Here is an 18,803-nt window from a genome sequence, read left to right as displayed (position 1 = left end):
AAAATTGTTTTGGAAAAACAAGTACGTAGGGCACTTGCAAAAAAAAGCAGCGACTGCCTTTACCTCTACAAAATACAACAAATTCTGAAGAAACGGCTCAGATAGTTATTAATTTTTTCTGATAAAAAGAAAAAAAATTTGCTTGTCTTTTCGGCCCCTGCACCAGGGCGCCCTTTTTTGCTTCATCTTTGCGGGTCAAACCCAATTTTTCAGGATAACCACCTGACATGCAACAGAAAATTACCCTAAAAGTGCTGCCCTCCGAGGCGGCCGACGACAAGGCGCTGGGCCGGCTGGTGGCCGCCGCCTGCGGCGTAACCGCCGCAAAGATCACCGGCTACTCCATCCTCAAACGGTCCATCGACGCCCGCAGCCGCCAGGTGTGGGTAAACCTCACCCTCAAGGTCTTTATCGACGAGCCGTTTCAACCCACGGAGCTGCTGCCGCTGCACCTGCAGGACGTACACGGTGCCAGCCGGCAGGTCATCGTTATCGGGGCCGGCCCCGCCGGCCTGTTCGCGGCCCTGCGCCTGATCGAGCACGGCATCCGCCCGGTGGTGCTGGAGCGGGGCAAGGACGTGCGGGCCCGCCGCCGCGACCTGGCCGCCATGAACAAGGAAGGCATCGTCAACCCCGAAAGCAACTACTGCTTCGGCGAAGGCGGCGCCGGCACCTACAGCGACGGCAAGCTGTACACCCGCAGCACCAAACGCGGCGACGTGCAGCGCATCCTCAGCGTGCTGGTGCACTTCGGCGCCGACGAGCGCATCCTATACGAGGCGCACCCCCATATCGGCACCAACAAGCTGCCCCATATCATTACCGCCATGCGCGACCAGATCCGCGCCTGCGGCGGCCAGGTGCTGTTCGATTCCAAAGTGGTGGACCTGGTGCTCGAAAACGGCGCCGCCACCGGCGTAAAAACCGCCGCCGGCGACACCCTTTCCGGCGCGGCCGTGATCCTGGCCACCGGCCACTCGGCCCGCGACATCTTTCACCTGCTGCACGAAAAGCAGATCGGCATCGAGCTCAAACCCTACGCCCTGGGCGTACGCATCGAGCACCCGCAGGCGCTGATCGACTCCATCCAGTACCATACACCCGACCGGGGCGACTTCCTGCCGCCGGCTTCCTACAGCCTGGTACAGCAGGTGGAAGGCCAGGGCGTGTTTTCGTTCTGCATGTGCCCCGGCGGCATCATCGCCCCCGCGGCCACCAATGCGGGCGAGATCGTGGTGAACGGCTGGTCGCCCTCCAAGCGCAACAACCCCTTTGCCAACAGCGGCATCGTGGTCACGGCCAACCCCGAAGAGCTGCACGCCTCCGGCGAGCTGAAAAAATACCTCCGCCAGCACGGCCTCCCCGCCACGGGTCCCTTGCTGGGCCTGTACTTCCAGCAGATGGTGGAACAAAAAGCCTTTACTGCCGGCGGCGGCAAACTGGTAGCCCCGGCCCAGCGCATGGCCGACTTCGTCCAGAACAAGCCCTCCCCTACCCTGCCCGACTGCAGCTACCTGCCGGGCATTGCCCCGGCCGACCTGCGGCAGGTGCTGCCCGCCTTTATCCACCGGGCACTGCAGGGCGCCTTCAGGGAATTCGGCAAGAAAATGAAGGGCTACCTGACCAACGAGGCCGTGGTGGTGGCCACCGAGTCGCGCACTTCCTCGCCGGTCCGCATCCCGCGCGACCCCGATACGCTGCAGCACCCCCAGGTGAAAAACCTCTACCCCTGCGGCGAAGGCGCCGGCTATGCCGGCGGCATCGTCAGCGCCGCGATGGACGGGGAACGGCTGGCGAACTTTATCGCGGAGAGATGAGTTTACGGGTTTACGAGTTAGTTCCTGAGTTCCTGAGTTGGGAGTTGGGCGTTTAAGGTTTAAGAGCGTTCGTAATGAGCCGTTTACATTTATCATTAATAATAAAGGCCTGTAATGTACAGGCCTTTATTATTAATGATAATTATAGATCCTTTATTTTTCGCGTTCGTATTTCCGGGAAAGCAGCAGGCCTTTTTCGACCAACTGGTTGTTGCGGTAGGCTTTCTGTTCCTTTTTCCACTTCTTCTTTTGTTCGCGGCCCCAGGGCTGTTGCAATAATGGTTGCAGGTCGGGACGGCCGGCATCTACCCAGCAGGTGTACCAGAAATCCGCTATGGCGGCCGCCGACAGCAGCAGCTGCTCGTTGATGGTGGGACCGAGGCGCTGGTTATAGGCTTCCGCAAAGGCGGGCGTATAGCTGCGCATCTGCCGGCCGTACCGGGTGAGCATCTGGTACTTTACCGTGTCCGCCATACCGCCGGAAGCGGTTCGCTCCTCGCCAAATACACCGGGCAGCAGGCTGTACGACCGCTGCACCGCCTGCCAGATCACCTCCTGAGGACGGCCCAGGTAGGCGGCTTTATGCTTCCGGTACAAGCGGTAGTCGCCGATGGCCAGCTCGGGCACGGCGGATTCCCACAGGTGGTGCAGCCCTTTCTGCCCCGTCAGCTGGCCGTCGTAGTTGACCGAGGTGTGCAGCGGCACGTGGGCGTCGGCAATATAATGGCCCAGGTCGGCGGCATAAAAAAGAATGCTGTCGCGGTGGCCTTGGCGAAAGGCGTTGGTCAGCCGCTCTTTGGTCACCATCACCCAGTAGGGCACATAGCCGTACTTCACCAGGCTGTCGCGGGTAAAGCGGGCCACGGCGGTATTCCAGTCGCGTGGCATTTTCCAGAGCGCGGAATCGCCGAACACTTCGGCATCGATAAAGTGCTTGGAACCTTCGGTGCTGTCGGTATTGCGCCGGACATCGGGCCGGACGGCATTTTCCACCAGGTACGCCATATTCGAAGAAAAGAAAGGCTGCAGCTCGCGGGGCAGCTGGTACACCGCCAGCTGGTGCACGGTGCGGTGCACCAGGAACCCCCAGCCCGTACAAAAAACAAAGGCAACTGCCAGGATACCCAACACACGATAGCGCTTTAACATCATCATTCCCTTCAATTTTTTGCAAAGGTAGCCCCAACCCCCAACCCAGGAACTCAGGAACCCAGGAACTTAGGAACTCTTAACGCGTAAACTCGTAAACTTGTACACTCGTAAACTCGTTTATGCACTTACTGGAAGCCCGGAACGTAAAAAAGTATTTTGCCACGCAGAAGGCGGTGGATGACATCAGTTTTTCGATCGTGGAAGGCAGCATCTTCGGCCTGCTGGGCCCGAACGGGGCCGGCAAGACCACCCTGCTGCGGATGATCACCGGCATTTTTTACCCCGATGAAGGCCAGATCCTGTTTGACGGCCAGCCTTTCGACGCCCTGCGCGACATTGCCCGGATCGGCTACATGCCCGAAGAACGGGGGCTGTACAAGAAAATGAAGATCGGCGAGCAGGCCCTGTACCTGGCCCAGCTGAAGGGGCTGTCCAAAAAGCACGCCCTGCAGCTGATAGGCGAATGGTTCGAGCGCCTGGAAATGCAAAGCTGGTGGAACAAAAGGGTGGAAGACCTTTCCAAGGGCATGTCGCAAAAGCTCCAGTTCGTCACCACCGTGCTGCACCAGCCGAGGCTGATCATCCTGGACGAACCCTTCAGCGGGCTGGACCCGGTGAACAGCAACCTCATAAAGGACGAGATCTACCGCCTGGCGCACCAGGGGGCCACCATCATCTTCAGCACCCACCGCATGGAGCAGGTGGAGGAGATCTGCGACCATATCATACTGGTCAACAAAGGAAAAAAGATCCTGGACGGAACGGTCAAAAATGTAAAGCAGTCCTTCAAGCAGCACCTGTTCCATATCGGTTTTGAAGGCAGCCCCGTTACGGCCGATACCGACGCCTTCGAGGTGGTGCACCAGACCGACGACCATTCCCTGACGGTCAAGATCGCGGGCAGTTATACCCCCAACGACGTGCTCCGGTATTACCTCGACCATAACCAGACCATCGTTTCCTTCCACGAGATCCTGCCCTCCCTCAATGATATCTTTATCCAGTTGGTGGAAGGCACGCCGGCAGCCCGGCAGTTCCAAAAGGTATAATCCCCTACCCTGTGCGGACCCATCCGCGCATAAAAAAAATGCCATGAACAAAACAGCCCTGATCATCAAACGCGAATACCTGAGCCGCGTCCGCAAAAAGACCTTTATCATTTCCACCATACTCACGCCCCTGCTGTTTGCCTGCGTCATCGGGGCCGTCATTTATTTTACCGTCAAGAACGTGCGCAACGAAAAGGTGGCCGTAGTGGACAATACCGGCATTTTAAAGTCCAACCTCGAAAGCAGCAACTCGGTTTCCTACCACTACGATGCCTCCGTGGACACCAGCAATTTTTCCCAAAAGGGCTATACCGCCATTTTGTTCGGCCCGTATTCGGGGGTGAATAAGACCCCTAATTTCGAGCTGGTATCGGAAAAAAGCCTCAGCCGTACTGCCAACGACCGCATGCACAAGGACATCAGCCGCGCCCTGGAAAATAACCTGATCAGCCAGGAACTGAAGGTGGACCCGGCCCTGATCGACTCCATCAAGAACCTGGCGGAGGAAGTGCGGCTGGACGCCGTGAAAAAGGATGAAGTGGGTAACCTCAGCTCCAGCGACTTCAACGTGGCCAGCAGCATCGGCTATGTTACGGCCTTCCTGATTTATATCACGCTGTTCATTTACGGGGTGATGGTGATGCGGGGCGTCATGGAGGAAAAGACCAACCGTATTGCGGAAGTCATGATCTCCTCGGTGCGGCCGTTCCAGCTGATGCTGGGCAAGATCATCGGCATCGGGGCCGTGGGCCTTACCCAGTTCCTGATCTGGATCGTGCTGTTGAGCGGCATCAGCGTGTTATTGAGCTCCATGATCCCCCACGAAGTGCTGCAGCAGGTGCAGCAGGCGCAGGAATATCCCGGCACCACGCCGCAAACCTCCGAAGCTATGCGCACCCTGGCCCATGCCGAACTGTCGCTGACGGCCATTCAGTGGCCGGTGATCGCGGGCTGCTTTATCTTTTATTTCCTGGGCGGCTACCTGTTTTATGCCTCCCTGTTTGCCGCGGTAGGCAGTGCCGTGAACGAGGACATCCAGGATGCGCAAAGCCTGTCGCTGCCCATTACCCTGCCCATCGTGTTTGCCATCATCATCATGATCAATTCCATCACCGATCCCAGCAGCTCACTGGCCACCTGGTCCAGCATCATCCCCTTCTTCTCCCCCATCGTGATGATGTCGCGGATTCCCTTCGGCGTGCCCGATACGGTGCCCTACTGGCAACTGGGACTTTCCATGGCCCTGCTGGTCGGCGGCTTCCTGTTCACCACCTGGCTGAGTGCCAAGATCTACCGCACCGGCATCCTGCTCTATGGCAAAAAACCCTCATGGAAAGAAATGCTGAAATGGATCGGGCGCTAAAGAATAGGCAATAAATAAAAGGCAATAGGCAAGCGGGGAAACCGAACTGGCGAACCCGGGAATTGGGGCACTCGTGAACTTTTTCAATCATAAACCCTTAAACTTGTAAAAGCGTAAACTTTTGAAAAATGAACATGTACTTCCTTGCTGTCGTACTGCCGGAGGAGTTGAACGAAGAAATCCTGGAATGGAAAAGACACATGTATGAAAAATACAAGTGTTGCGTAGGCCTGAAATCGCCGGCCCATATCACCATTGTGCCGCCCTTCTGGATGGAAGCCAACAAGGAAGAACAGTTGCTGTCGGACGTGGATGTGATCAGCAAAGACGTTCCACCCTTTCCCATGGCCACGAGGAATTTTTCGGCCTTCCGCCCGCGGACGATCTTCGTGGACGTACGCCCCAGCGACGAACTGGACCGCCTGAAGAAAGCTGCCGATGATTTTTTCCGGGAAAACGAGTTTTATAACATCAAGGTGGAAACGCGCCCTTTCCATCCCCATATTACCATTGCCACCCGCGACCTGTTTAAAAAGGATTTCTTCGAGGCCTGGCCCTACTTCGAGCAAAAGCAGTTTGAAAGGGAATGGACGGCGGCAGGCCTTTCGGTGCTGCGCCACAATACGAAGAACTGGGACGTTATTTATACGGCCCGATTTGAATAGTTTACGAGTTGCCGACCCTGTAGCGTTTAAAAACTAAAGGTTCCCGGAAGGAAAATAAAATCCTTTTCGCGGATCATTTCCACATCCATCTGGTAGGTTTCGTCGGTTTTCACCACTACCTTTTCTTTGGTCACCTTTTTAAACCCGTCTTTCTCAAACACCAGCTTGTATACGCCGGGCTGCAGGCCGTTGAATGTATAATTGCCGCTGCGGTTGGTATGGGCCACCTGCTCCTTTTTGACTTTGCTGAAGGCGGTGACGCTTACGTTTTCCAAAGGCTTTTTGGACTGGCTGTGGAAAACGCCCCCGTTTACGTCCTTTTTCCGTATGGTTTCGGCAGGAGGCTCTCCGGGCTCAGTGCCATTGGCTTTGACACCGGTACAGGCGGCTATGAAGCAGCCCAAAAGCAGTAACATTTTTTTCATGCACCATCATTGAGGAATGAACAAATAAAAACGGCAAGGGCGAAAAGGTTCGCCGGGAACTGTAAAATTAGATTCTTTTGAAAGGATTTTGCACGGCTTCCAGAAATTCCTCCCAAACGTTTCGCACAATGTCGCCGGCGGGCTGGATACCCGACAGCAGGGCGCTGACCTGCCCGATCTCCAGCTCGCCTTCGTCGAGGTCACCCTCGAACATACCCCTTTTGGCACGGCCCCTGCCCAGGAGCTGCCGGAGCTCGTCGGGGGAGGCGCCGCGGGTTTCGGCCCCGGTCACCTGCTGGTAAAAGGCATTTTTCAGCAGCCGCACGGGGGTCAGCTGCTTCATCACCAGGTGGGTGTCGCCTTCGGCGGCCGCCAGCACGGCCTTCTTGAAGGCCGGGTGGGAGGAAGCTTCGGGGCTGGCCACGAACCGGCTGCCCATCTGCACGCCGGAAGCGCCCAGCACCATGGCCGCCAGCATCTGCCGGCCGGTAGCGATGCCGCCGGCAGCGATAACGGGTATGTCCACCGCCGCACAAACCGCCGGCAGCAGCACCATCGTGGTGGTTTCCTCCCGCCCGTTATGGCCGCCGGCCTCGAAGCCTTCCGCCACCACCGCATCGCAACCCGCCTCCTGGGCCTTCAGGGCAAAGCGGCTGCTGCTGACCACGTGCACCACGGTAATGCCCTCCTGCTTCAGCAGCGGGGTCCAGGTTTTGGGGTTACCCGCCGATGTAAACACGATCTTCACCCCTTCGTCGATAAGGATCCGGAAATGCTTGTCCACGTCGGGGTACAGCAGGGGCACGTTCACGCCGAAGGGGCGGCCGGTAGCCTGCCGGCATTTGCGGATGTGCTCCTGCAGCACTTCGGGGTACATGCTGCCCGCCCCGATCAGGCCCAGGCCGCCGGCATTGCTGACCGCACTGGCCAGCCGCCAGCCGCTGGCCCATACCATGCCCGCCTGCACAATGGGATAGTCAATACCAAAGAGACGGGTGAGCGCACCGGGGATGGGTTTTTCCTCTGGGGTCATAGCGATGGGAATGTAAAATGTAGAATGTAAAATATAAAATGTAAAATAAGGAAAAGAGCAGGCATGCATGCTTCCCTGCAAAAAGCAACTGCCCCTTGGAAGAGGGGCAGTCATGTATGTATCCTTATTTTACATTTTATATTTTACATTCTGCATTTTACATTTACCCGAGGTCAATGTTGGTGTTATCGCCGATGTTCAGGGAGCGGGTTTCGCCGCGGATGCTGGTATCGCTGCCGATCAGGGAGTAGTCCAGCACGATATCAAACAGGTGGGAATACGCGCCGATAATAGATTCCTTGATAATGGACTGCTCGATGGTGGTGTTTTCGCCGATGGACACGTTGGGCCCGATGATCGAGTTCTTGATGTCGCAGTTCTCGCCGATGCTGACCGGCTGGATGAAGAGCGTGTTTTCAAACTGGGGCGCCAGTTGCAGGTGGTCGGCATGCTTTTTCAGCAGCTTGGCGTTGGAATCCAGCAGGCTTTCCTTTTTGCCGCAATCGAACCAGCTGTCCACCTTGAAGGCCTTGAACTTCGCTCCCCGCTTGATCATATAATCCAGGGCATCTGTAATGTTGAATTCGCCGTGCGTCCGCAGGCCCTGCTCGATATTGCTCTCCAGGCACTGGTACAGCAGGTCGGTTTCAATGATTTTATAAATCCCCACCAGGGCCATGTTGGACTTGGGGATATGGGGCTTTTCCACCAGGTGCACCACGTTGCTCTCGGCATCGATCTCGGCCACGCCGAACTCGCGGGGGTCGTCCACCTTTTTCACCCCCAGCATGGAGGTGGGGCTTTCCAGCACCCCTTTCACGTCGTATTCTGACAGGGTATCGCCCAGCACCACGAAAATCTCATCCCCGTTGACCAGCTCCTTGGTCAGCTCCAGCGCATGGCCGACGCCCTGGCGGTTGGGCTGGTACACGAAGTGCGCCTGCAGGGTAGGGTATTTCGTCCGGACATAGTCCTGGATCTTTTCGCCCATGTACCCTACAATAAAGATGAATTCGTCGATGCCGGCCTCGCGCAATTGGTCTACAATTATGCTTAATACCGTTTTGCCCGCCATAGGAATCAGGGCCTTGGGTTGGGTATAGGTATGAGGCCTCAGCTTGGAACCGGCACCTGCTACGGGAATGATTGCTTTCATGAATTATATGATTTGATAGCCCTGGTCACGCTTCCGTTCTTCTTTTCTTCCAAATAATGACCCTAAATTAGGCGGCTTCAACAAACCGACGAAATTAAAGATTTTCAGGCATTCAATAACTTAACCGGGACACGCTTATTTTTGTGCCCTGATTTTCGGGTGCGGACGGGTGCAACGGCAGAAAAACACCGTTTTCCGAGGGTCCTGCCTGAACTTTTGTAACTATTATCCACAAATCATGCAAAGAGATTCACTCGTTTTCGACCTCATTCAGAAAGAGCTGCAGCGCCAGCGCCAGGGCATTGAGCTGATTGCCTCCGAAAACTTCACCTCCCTGCAGGTAATGCAGGCCATGGGTACCGTCCTGACCAATAAATATGCCGAAGGCTACCCCGGCCGCCGCTACTACGGTGGCTGCGAGATCGTGGACCAGGTAGAGCAGCTGGCCATCGACCGCATCAAGGAAGCGTTCAACTGCGCCTATGCCAACGTGCAGCCCCACAGCGGCGCCCAGGCCAACGCAGCCGTTTTACTGGCCGTGCTCCAGCCCGGCGACAAGATCCTCGGTCTCGACCTGAGCATGGGCGGACACCTCACCCACGGCTCGCCGGTAAACTTCAGCGGCAAACTCTATAAAGCCCTCTCCTACGGCGTGGAAAAAGAAACCGGCCTGGTGGATTACGCCCAACTGGAAGAAACCGCCCGCCGCGAAAAACCCAAAATGATCATCTGCGGCGCCTCCGCCTACAGCCGCGACTGGGACTACAAGCGCATCCGCGCCGTAGCCGACGAAATCGGCGCCCTGGTGATGGCCGACATCGCCCACCCCGCCGGCCTCATTGCCAAAGGCCTGCTGAACAATCCTTTCGAATACTGCCACTTCGTAACCTCCACCACCCACAAGACCCTGCGCGGCCCCCGCGGCGGTGTGATCCTGATGGGCAAGGACTTCGAAAACCCCTTCGGCCTGAAGGACCTCAAAGGCAACATCCGCATGATGAGCAACCTGCTCGACATGGCCGTGTTCCCCGGCATCCAGGGCGGTCCCCTCGAGCACGTGATCGCCGCCAAGGCCGTTGCCTTCGGTGAACTGCTGACCGATGGTTACACCCAGTATGCTCAGCAAATCCAGAAGAATGCCCAGGCCATGGCTGCCGCCCTGGTTGCCAAAGGCTACAACATCATCAGCGGCGGTACCGACAACCACCTGATGCTGATCGACCTGCGCAACAAGAACATCACCGGCAAGAAAGCCCAGGAAACCCTGGACCGCGCCCATATCACCCTGAACAAGAACGCCGTTCCTTTCGACGATAAGAGCCCGTTCGTTACTTCCGGTATCCGCATTGGCGTTCCGGCCGTAACCTCCCGCGGCATGAATGAAGACCACATGCAGACCGTGGTGAACTTCATCGATACCGTCCTGATGAACATCGACGATGCCGCCCTGGTAAGCAAGGTGGCCGGCGACGTACACGGCTTCATGGAGCAGTTCCCCCTCTACCCCGAGCTGGGCTAAGGGAAAGGCAAAAGGAAAAGGTTTCACTTTAAAAGACAGCATATGATTCAGCGAGTACAAAGCTTATGGTTGCTGCTGGCAACCGCCTGCGACGCCCTCACCTTTCAGCTTCCGTTTTTCCGCGGCGACTGGACGAAGGATACCGTAGTGGGCGATATCAACCTGAATGCCCTCACCACCCCCCTGTTCACAGGGCTGACGGCGGCGGCGGGCGTCCTGGCCTTTATTACCATTTTTCTTTACAACAACCGCAAGCTGCAGTTGCGCCTGTGCTACCTGGGAGTTTTCCTGACCGTTGCCTTACTGACCACGTACTTCCTTGAGCTGGACGACTTTACCACCGGTACGGTGGCCGTCTGGATCATCGTCTACTTTGCCATTCTGATCGGCTATTTCCTGGCCGCGAAAGGCATACGGAAGGACCAGAAACTCATCCGAAGTTTGGACCGGTTACGCTAAAAGCTAAAAAATAAAAAAAGAGGAGCCCCGCTCCTCTTTTTTTATGCCCGGTCTACCGTACCTCCAGTATTCCGGACAGGCACTGCTTCCCGCTTAGTTCCAAAAAGTACCTGCCCGCCGCCAGGGGCCACTGCAGGTGCTGCTGCCACGGCCCTCCGGCATGGGGCAGCCAGGCCGAATAAACCGTAGCTCCGCCGGCATTGTAAACCAACAGCCGGTACCGGCCGGCCGGCAGGTCGGCTACGCGCAAATACAAGCCCCCGCCCGCCGGGGCAGGATTGGGCGCCAGTTGCAACACCGGCGCCGCCCTGGGAACGGTTACCGAAGCGATCCCGGTAAAGGTCTCCTTCCCGTTTTGCTCCACCGCTTTCACCCTATAAGCCACCGCGCCGGCAGGAGCAGCGACATCATTATATATATAGTCCGCCTTCCCGCCATCGTTCTTTATAGGCATCACGACCGCAAGGTCGCTGAAATGCTGCCCGCCGAAAGAACGCTGCAGCGTATACGCCACCACCTCCGCTTCGGAAAAATTCGTCCACCGCAGCTCCGGGCCGCCCTCCCGCACCACCGCCGACAGCCGTGAAAAGAGTACGGGCAGCGGCGCCAGCACATTGGTCAGGGAAAAAGGCGAAAACAGGGTCCGGTTGGTCAATGTTACGGTCCGATGGCCGCCGGGAGCGCCGGAAGGCGTCACCGCTCCGCCGGCCATTTGCCATTTTCCGCCATGAAAGTTCCACACCACCACCGGCTCGCCCGGCTGGAAGCTGCTGTCCACCTGCGAAGCATCGCCATCGTTGTAACCAAAGACCAGGTCGGCGCCGGCCGCGGGTGCAGCCGAAGGCGTGATCGTCCAGGTACGGGCCACGGCCTTGCCCATACCCCCGGCCCGGCCGCTGTCGGCCACTGCCACGCTCCAGTCAAGCCCGCCGCCGTTGCTGATGGTAACGGGATTATAGGTGCGGTTGCCCACAGCAGCGGTTTGGGGGTCCGTGCCGATGCTTTTCAGCGTCAGCAGGCCGGTGCCGTCCGTGCGGATATAGGCGGAGTCCGAGCCGCCCTCCAGGCTAGTGGCGGACAAATGAAAATTTCCCAGCGACAGCCGCCCCGTGCCCAGTACCGCCTTTTCCGAAAGATCGGTATTGCCCGAAAGCGAGGCATTACCGGTGACGTACAACCGCGCATAGCTGCCTCCCGGAAAGGAGGTTCCCTCCGGAAGCAGGCGCGAGCGGCTGTTGCGCAGGTCCACGGCAGTATTTTCTATGGAAACAAAGTCGGTACTGTTGGTATTGCGGTCCACCCCGTCCACGGCTCTTTTCAGGCCGCCCCTGGCCGGCGGCCCCGAAGCAGGACTGCCTTCGCAAAAATCCCCATCCCCTATGCTGCCGTAGGCCACCGCATCCAGCAGGGTGTTATCGGTTTTCCGTACCAGCGCCACCTGCCCGCTGCCGGCGGCAAAGCCATCCTCGAAAAAGCCGTCAGGCACCAGCCCGCCCGTTTTGCCCACGGTCACCGAGGGCTTGGGCGACAGCAGCCAGAAGGCGTAGGGCGGCAGGGTGCCGCCCAGCGTTCCGCCCGCCACCCCTGCCCGGCCGCTGCCGGCCGCATAGCGGATGGCCAGTTCCGAAAGGTCGAAGGTTTTGCCGGTGGTATTGACCAATTCGATGTATTCGTGGGTGGCCGAATCATAACCCGGGCTTAGCTGGTTGATGAGGATCTCGCCGGGACGGGGCATCAGCCGGGGCGTGCCTGTAAGCGAGATGCCGCTGCTCCATGCCGTCCCTCTGCGGGTATAGGCGGTGAAGGTGTAGGCGTTGCCGTCCGTTAATCCTGTTATGGTAACCGGTCCGGAGGTGCCTTTGAAAACCACTTTACCACTGCCCGGAGACGTACCCGCGCCCTCCACGATCAGCACCTCGTCGAAGCAGCCGGCGGGGTTATTCCAGCGCAGGGTCATTTCACCGGTATTGGGCGAAGCGGAAAAGGCCGATATGTTTTTGGCGCCATTGATGATCTCCACCGCACTGCTTTGAATGCCGGTAAGGGAAGGGCCCGTGGCATCGATGCGCAGGTGGTAGGTTTCACCGGAGGCCGTGCCGGCGGGAATGTTGATGGATAGGGTTCCGAAAGGGTCCGTACCCGAAACCTCCAGTTCACCCACCACCGTGGCATGGGTAAAGCTGCCGGCCGCATCGCTTAATAAAACCGTAAACAGGGACCGGGAAAAGGTGCCGGAAGCGGAAAACCGCACCGCTCCGGCAGCGCCCCTGGCTTCGTCCACGCAAAAAGGTTTTGGGGAAATATCGCTGACCACGATATAGGAGCCGTTGCACGGGTGGGAGGTGGCGGCACTGTTGCGGGGACTGGGCGCCACTACGGCAAAATCATAATAATTGTTTCCCAGGTCGGTGCAGCCGTTGTTGATGCGCTGCAGGCCCCGGGCCGGGGCGGGGGAAGGCGCCGGCTGTCCTTCTTTGCAGTCGGCGGCCCCGTAGCCCAGAAAATCCACCACCAGGGCGGCATCGGGGCAATTGCCTGCCAGCGCCGCCGTACCCTGTACCAGCGCCAGCTTGCCGCCCGTGGCGCTGAGGACCATTTCATCGGAAACCAGGTCGGGCGCCGGCAGGTCGCTGCCCGTGGCGCCGTCACTGCTTAGTTGAATCAAATAATACCCGCCCGGGGCTATGGAACCGGACAGCGCAACGCTGTTGGCCGCCCAGCTGCGGCCGGTGGCGGCGGCATACTGCAACGACCAGCCGGACAGCTCCACTGCCGCCCCCGTGGGATTGAACAGTTCCACGAAATCGTTTTTAAAAAGAGCGCCGGCATTGCCGCCGCCCCCGTACACCTGGCTGATCACCAGGTGATGGGCCTGGCCCAAAGAAGAAAGAACAAAGGTGCCTGCAAAGATGAGGGTGAAAAAGAGCCTGTGCATGACCGTTGGTTTGACGACCGGAAATAAAAAATGCAGGGCCGGTAGTTTTCACCAACAGCGCTGCATTTCATTCGGCCTGCAAGATATTCACCTTTTTATTAATTATGAAGAAAATTTATTAATAATTTTTATACTAGGATTTCAGAAGCAGGGAAGCCGTTCGCAACCAGCTGCTTGCCGCCCGGCCGCAAGGCATCACCGTGCCAGGGATTAATTGTCGTAATTCAGGGTTTTCAGTACCCGCGGGGAGGTCTCGCCGCTGTGCAGCGTAACGGACAGGTAGGCACTGCGGATAGAGCCCCACTGGTATGCCTTGAAATCGAAGTTGCTGGAGCGGTCGGTGGACTGTTTAGCCCCGGCGCCCGGGTATTCGTCGAAGGTGTTGTGGTTGCGTTTGTAATAGGCCGTTTGGATGGCATCGAGCGATGCCTTACTGCCGGTCAGGTAGTAGTGATAAGCGGTTTGCTGCCCATATAGATCGCCGGGGTCGCGGCGTACGTGCACCTGCACGTCATTCAACACCTGGGCAGCGGACAGGGTGGCGGCAGCAGTACCGGTTTCGGGAAAGGACCGGGTGGCCGGGCTCATCTGGCCGGGATCGGCGGGCGGGATGCCGGTTTGGGTGGGCGAGGGCACGCTGCCCTGGCCGACATCCATTTGGGAAGGGTTGAGTGGCGCCAGTTGCTCCGGGCTTTTATCGGCAGCAGGGGAAAACTTCGATGGAGCTTCGGGCAAACCCGGTGGAGCACCCGGTGGTGCACCTATGCTGTCTCCTGCCCCATGAACCATGGCAGTGCTGCTCCCGATATCGACCTGGTCGGTCAGGTCGGCTTTGTCAATGGAAAACGTAAACGGGTAGGCGGTTCCATTATAGTTCACCTGGCCCCGGTAGTCCCCCTTGGGAAGGGCGATGGTCAGCCGGGCCCTTATATCGGTGGTGAGGGAATAGTTCCCCTTACCACTTTTTTCGCTGCTGATGGTTACCGGGGTATTTTGCAACAGTACCCGGCCGTTGGTGAAGGTGGCCGTGTATACATGTGTCGGAGGGCGAAGCCAGTCCCGGATGTCCGGCCACATAATGGTGACGATCGCGGAGATCGAAGCCAGAAACAGGGCGCCCAGCCACTTTTGAAAACGAACGATCCAGCCCATAACCAGGAGTTTAACGGGTAAAAACCTGTACGGTTCGTGCCTTCTTATTAAGCTACAACATTTTAGGAAAACTTCCGCCATCTTTTTCAGGTTCGCCCCGGGCCAAACGCAAAAAACCTGGCAGACTTTTAAAACCTGCCAGGTTTGTTATACGGACGGCAACCGCTTTCTACAGGAAACGGCCCGTATGGCTTTCGGCCACCTTCTTCAGTCCTTCGGGCTTGCCGGCATACACCAGGTGGCCGCCGTCGGCCCCGGCTTCGGGACCCAGGTCAATCACCCAGTCGGCGCTGCGGATCACGTCGGTATTGTGCTCGATCACCAGGATGGAATGGCCCTGGGCAATGAGGGCCTGGAAAGACGCCAGCAACTTTTTGATGTCGTGGAAGTGCAGGCCGGTGGTCGGCTCATCGAAAATGAACAGCACCCGGCCGGCGGCCTTGCCCTTGCCCAGGAAGGACGCCAGCTTTACCCGCTGGGCCTCGCCACCGGACAGCGTATCGGACGACTGCCCCAGCTTCACATAGCCCAGGCCCACCTCGCTCAGCGGCTTGATGGCATTGACAATCGCTTTTTCATCCTTAAAGAATTCCAGGGCCTGGTCCACGCTCATCTCCAGCACATCATATACGTTCTGCTCGCGGTAGTGCACTTCCAGCACTTCTTCCTTGAAGCGCTTGCCGCCGCAGGCCTCGCAGGTCAGGTGCACGTCGGCGAGGAACTGCATCTCCACGATCTTTTCGCCCTCGCCCTTGCAGGCGTCGCAGCGGCCGCCATCGACGTTAAACGAAAAATGTTTGGGTTGAAAACCCCGCATCTTGCTCAGGGGCTGGGCCGCAAACAGGTCGCGGATGGTGTCCCAGGCCTTTACATAGGTCACCGGGTTGCTGCGGGAGGATTTGCCGATGGGGTTCTGGTCCACCATCTCCACGGCGGTAATGGATTCCACGTTGCCGGTAACGGCCTTGTGTATGCCCACCTTCTCGGCCGCCTCGCCCTGCAGCTTGCGGAGTGCCGGGTACAGGATATGCTTGACCAGGGTGGTCTTGCCGCTGCCGCTGGGGCCACTAACCACGCAGAGCACGTTCAGCGGGAAGTCGACGGTAATATTTTTGAGGTTGTGCTGGCGGGCTTCCTCCACGCGGATCGCCTCGGTCCAGGGGCGTATTTTCTCGGGGGCTTCAATCTGCAGCTCGCCCTTGAGGTACTTGCCGGTCAGGCTGTCGGGATCGTTGATGATGCCGTCGTAGTCGCCGGCGGCCACCACTTCGCCGCCCAGGTGGGAGGCCAGCGGGCCCATGTCGATAATGTAGTCGGCCTCGCGCATCATCATCTCGTCGTGCTCCACCACCACCACGGTGTTGCCCAGGTCGCGCAGCTCTTTCAGCACGCGGATAAGGTTTTGGGTATCGCGGGAGTGCAGGCCGATGGAGGGCTCGTCGAGGATATAGAGCGAGTTGGTGAGGTTGCTGCCCAGGCTGCGGGTCAGCTGGATGCGCTGGCTTTCGCCGCCGCTGAGCGAATTGGCCAGGCGGTTCAGGGTGAGGTAGCCCAGGCCCACGTTCAGCAGGGTGTTGATACGGTTCTGGATCTCGAGCACCACCCTTTTGGCCACGGTTTGATCGTAGTCGGAAAAATTCGTTACGGCCCCGTCGAACCACACCTTCAGGTCCTTCACCGGCATGTCGCTCAGCTCACCGATATGGCGACCGGCGACCTTCACGTACAGGGCCTCCTTGCGCAGGCGGTAGCCCTCGCAGGCGGTGCAGGTGGTGCGGCCGCGGTAACGGCTCAGGAGCACCCGGTACTGCACTTTGTACAGGTTGGCCTCCACCTCTTTGAAAAAGTCGTCGATGCCGTTGACAAACTGGTTGCCTTTCCAGAGGGTATGATACTGCTCTTTGGTCAGGTCCATTATGGGCTTATGCACGGGGAAGTCGAACTTGCGGGCGGCCCTGACAAAATCCTCCTTCCACTGGCCCAGCTTCTCGCCTTTCCAGGGAGCTACGGCCCCTTCGTATACGCTTAGCCGTTTATCGGGGATCACCAGGTCCTCGTCGATGCCCAGCACCATGGAGAAGCCTTCGCAGACCGGGCAGGCGCCAAAGGGGTTGTTGAAGGAAAAAAGGTTGGGTACCGGCTCTTCGAAGGTCATGCCGTCCAGTTCGAAGCGGTTGTTGAAGTGCAGCAGCTTTTCGCCGTCCACTTCAATATATACGTCGCCCTCGCCCTCGTAAAAAGCGGTCCCGGCCGAATCGGACAGGCGGTGCAGGTCGTCCTCGTCGAAGTCCTTGGCCACGACACGGTCGATGAGCACGTACACGTTCTGGGGGAACTCAAAAGCGGAGGCAAAATCGGGGCTGCCGTCCTGCAGCAGTTCCTCAATGCGGTAGGTAGCACTGTCCTGGACGGGCGTTTCGGCCTGGGTGCGCGAAAGGGCCGAGACGTAGATGCGCGAAAACCCTTTCTGCATCAGGATATTCAGCTCCTCGCGGACGTCGCGGTGGTGCGATTGTTTGAAGGCGGTAAGAATATAAACTTTGCTGCCTTTTTTTAAGGTGTGCAATGCATCCACTACGTCCTTTACATCGTCCTTCTTTACGACACGGCCCGAAACCGGGGAGATGGTCTTCCCTACGCGGGCAAACAGCAGGCGCAGGTAATCGTAAATTTCGGTCATGCTGCCCACGGTACTCCGGGGCGTGCGGGTGATGACTTTCTGTTCGATGGCGATAGCCGGCGCCAGGCCCTTGATGTAGTCCACATCGGGCTTGTCCATGCGGTTGAGGAACTGGCGCACGTAGGCACTAAGGCTTTCTGCGTAGCGCCGCTGGCCTTCGGCGTAAAGGGTATCTATGGTAAGCGACGATTTTCCCGAGCCGGACACACCGGTCACCACAACGAGCTTGTTGCGGGGAATGGAAACGTCGATGTTTTTGAGGTTATGAACTCTTGCGCCTTTAATGAAGATCGGTTCACCGGAATGCAGGCTGTTTGCCGGCGCTTGTTGGATAGCTGTTTTTTCTTTCATTAGAACTCCGCGGCAAAGGTAACGAGGGGCTTGTGTTAACAACTAACAGATTAACATACCTTTAAAAAAAAGGTTGAGTACAAAAGCAAAAAAAATTGTAAATATCACAAAACGGAATTACTTTTACCCCAATAATCTTTCTTTCCAAACCGAACCAAAAACTCCACGCCTATAGCTCCAACTTCTACTCGAATTTAGATTTACTGACATCCATTCCACCACTCTAAACTTGTAGGAGTTTATGACCTCATTTTCTAAACTAACCGATCACGAGTTGATCAACCTGTTTGTAGCCGGGAACGTTTATGCCCTGGAGGCCCTGGTATTACGGCACAAGGACAAGTTATTCACCTCCATCCTGTTCCTGGTCAAGGATAAATACCTGGCCGAGGACATTTTCCAGGACGTATTCATCCGGATCATCGACACGGTACGCAGCGGCCGCTACACGGAAGAAGGCAAATTCCTTCCCTGGGCCATGCGGATCGCCCACAACCTGTGCGTGGACCACTTCCGCAAGGTGAAGCGCACCCCCATGATCAAGAACAGCGAAGACCAGGACATCTTCGAGGTGCTGAACTTTACCGAAGAAAGCGCCGAAGACAAGATGATCAAGAAGCAAAGCCACAACCGCGTCAAGGACATGCTGAACCAGCTTCCCGAAGACCAGCGCGAAGTGATCATCCTGCGCCATTACGCCGACATGAGCTTTAAGGAGATCGCCGCCCTCACCCACTGCAGCATCAATACCGCCCTGGGCAGGATGCGCTACGGCCTGATCAACCTGCGGAAAATGATGGCGCAAAAACAGATCGCCCTCTGACCCATAAACCGCCCGGCAGCCGCGACAGGCCCGGTCCAAACCATTCACAACCGTCCAAGTCCTAACCCATCACCCATTGAAGTAACCACCCGAAACCTCCCGGAAGACTGGCATCAACCCCGTCCGATGGATAACGTATAGTCATTCTCTTTCTCTGACCGCTTAACTTAATAGCCGCTATGCCGCGTACCTGGCGGAAGGCTGAATGAGAATGACGCCCAATT

At 57.6% G+C, this 18,803-nt stretch carries 14 protein-coding genes; 7 read left to right on the top strand and 7 right to left on the bottom strand.

Translation table 11 applies throughout. From position 1 onward, the window contains the following. Positions 1-227 precede the first annotated feature (227 nt). Entirely contained in the window at positions 228-1,817 is a 1,590-nt protein-coding gene (locus V9K67_RS03390; protein ID WP_336720102.1) for an NAD(P)/FAD-dependent oxidoreductase, read from the top strand. 153 nt (positions 1,818-1,970) lie between these two features. Here V9K67_RS03390 and V9K67_RS03385 read toward each other — a convergent pair whose 3' ends face one another. Next, on the bottom strand, positions 1,971-2,972 hold the full coding sequence (locus V9K67_RS03385) for a zinc dependent phospholipase C family protein (protein WP_336720101.1): 1,002 nt from the start codon (positions 2,970-2,972) through the stop codon (positions 1,971-1,973). Positions 2,973-3,088: 116 nt separating this feature from the next. On the opposite strand from V9K67_RS03385, the gene V9K67_RS03380 reads away from it, so the two are divergent. From V9K67_RS03380 to V9K67_RS03370, 3 genes are all read left to right on the top strand, one after another. Beyond that, entirely contained in the window at positions 3,089-4,018 is a 930-nt protein-coding gene (locus V9K67_RS03380) for an ABC transporter ATP-binding protein (protein WP_336720100.1), read from the top strand. A 43-nt stretch (positions 4,019-4,061) separates the two neighbouring features. Further along, a complete protein-coding gene (locus V9K67_RS03375; RefSeq protein ID WP_336720099.1) occupies positions 4,062-5,381 on the top strand; it encodes an ABC transporter permease in 1,320 nt (439 codons plus the stop codon). 128 nt (positions 5,382-5,509) lie between these two features. Further along, the gene (locus V9K67_RS03370) at positions 5,510-6,046 is read left to right on the top strand and encodes a 2'-5' RNA ligase family protein (protein WP_336720098.1); all 537 of its coding nucleotides are present in this window, start codon (positions 5,510-5,512) and stop codon (positions 6,044-6,046) included. Between the two features lie 26 nt (positions 6,047-6,072). On the opposite strand, the gene V9K67_RS03365 is transcribed toward V9K67_RS03370, so the two are convergent. The 3 genes from V9K67_RS03365 to V9K67_RS03355 all read right to left on the bottom strand — a co-directional run bounded on the left by V9K67_RS03365 (position 6,073) and on the right by V9K67_RS03355 (position 8,660). Continuing rightward, positions 6,073-6,471, bottom strand: a complete 399-nt coding sequence (locus tag V9K67_RS03365) for a carboxypeptidase-like regulatory domain-containing protein (RefSeq protein WP_336720096.1) — start codon at positions 6,469-6,471, stop codon at positions 6,073-6,075. Positions 6,472-6,538: 67 nt separating this feature from the next. Next, a complete protein-coding gene (locus V9K67_RS03360; RefSeq protein ID WP_336720094.1) occupies positions 6,539-7,504 on the bottom strand; it encodes an NAD(P)H-dependent flavin oxidoreductase in 966 nt (321 codons plus the stop codon). Positions 7,505-7,667: 163 nt separating this feature from the next. Then, the gene (locus tag V9K67_RS03355) at positions 7,668-8,660 is read right to left on the bottom strand and encodes a sugar phosphate nucleotidyltransferase (protein WP_336720093.1); all 993 of its coding nucleotides are present in this window, start codon (positions 8,658-8,660) and stop codon (positions 7,668-7,670) included. 238 nt (positions 8,661-8,898) lie between these two features. On the opposite strand from V9K67_RS03355, the gene glyA reads away from it, so the two are divergent. Further along, complete coding sequence (gene glyA, locus V9K67_RS03350) at positions 8,899-10,179, top strand: serine hydroxymethyltransferase (RefSeq protein WP_336720092.1); 1,281 nt, start codon at positions 8,899-8,901, stop codon at positions 10,177-10,179. A 42-nt stretch (positions 10,180-10,221) separates the two neighbouring features. Continuing rightward, positions 10,222-10,638 carry a DUF4293 domain-containing protein gene (locus V9K67_RS03345; RefSeq protein ID WP_336720089.1) on the top strand — a complete coding sequence of 139 codons (417 nt, stop codon included), beginning with the start codon at positions 10,222-10,224 and terminating at the stop codon, positions 10,636-10,638. Between the two features lie 52 nt (positions 10,639-10,690). Here V9K67_RS03345 and V9K67_RS03340 read toward each other — a convergent pair whose 3' ends face one another. From V9K67_RS03340 to uvrA, 3 genes are all read right to left on the bottom strand, one after another. After that, on the bottom strand, positions 10,691-13,573 hold the full coding sequence (locus tag V9K67_RS03340) for a lamin tail domain-containing protein (RefSeq protein WP_336720087.1): 2,883 nt from the start codon (positions 13,571-13,573) through the stop codon (positions 10,691-10,693). Between the two features lie 210 nt (positions 13,574-13,783). Further along, positions 13,784-14,725, bottom strand: a complete 942-nt coding sequence (locus tag V9K67_RS03335) for a hypothetical protein (protein WP_336720085.1) — start codon at positions 14,723-14,725, stop codon at positions 13,784-13,786. Between the two features lie 169 nt (positions 14,726-14,894). Then, positions 14,895-17,756, bottom strand: coding sequence for an excinuclease ABC subunit UvrA (gene uvrA, locus V9K67_RS03330; RefSeq protein ID WP_336720084.1), 2,862 nt, complete (start codon positions 17,754-17,756; stop codon positions 14,895-14,897). A 241-nt stretch (positions 17,757-17,997) separates the two neighbouring features. On the opposite strand from uvrA, the gene V9K67_RS03325 reads away from it, so the two are divergent. Further along, entirely contained in the window at positions 17,998-18,579 is a 582-nt protein-coding gene (locus V9K67_RS03325) for an RNA polymerase sigma factor (protein ID WP_336720081.1), read from the top strand. Positions 18,580-18,803: the final 224 nt, after the last annotated feature.

This window comes from Huijunlia imazamoxiresistens, assembly GCF_037132455.1.
Lineage (GTDB): Bacteria > Bacteroidota > Bacteroidia > Chitinophagales > Chitinophagaceae > Flavisolibacter > Flavisolibacter imazamoxiresistens.
This window is presented reverse-complemented; position numbering and strand designations above follow the sequence as displayed.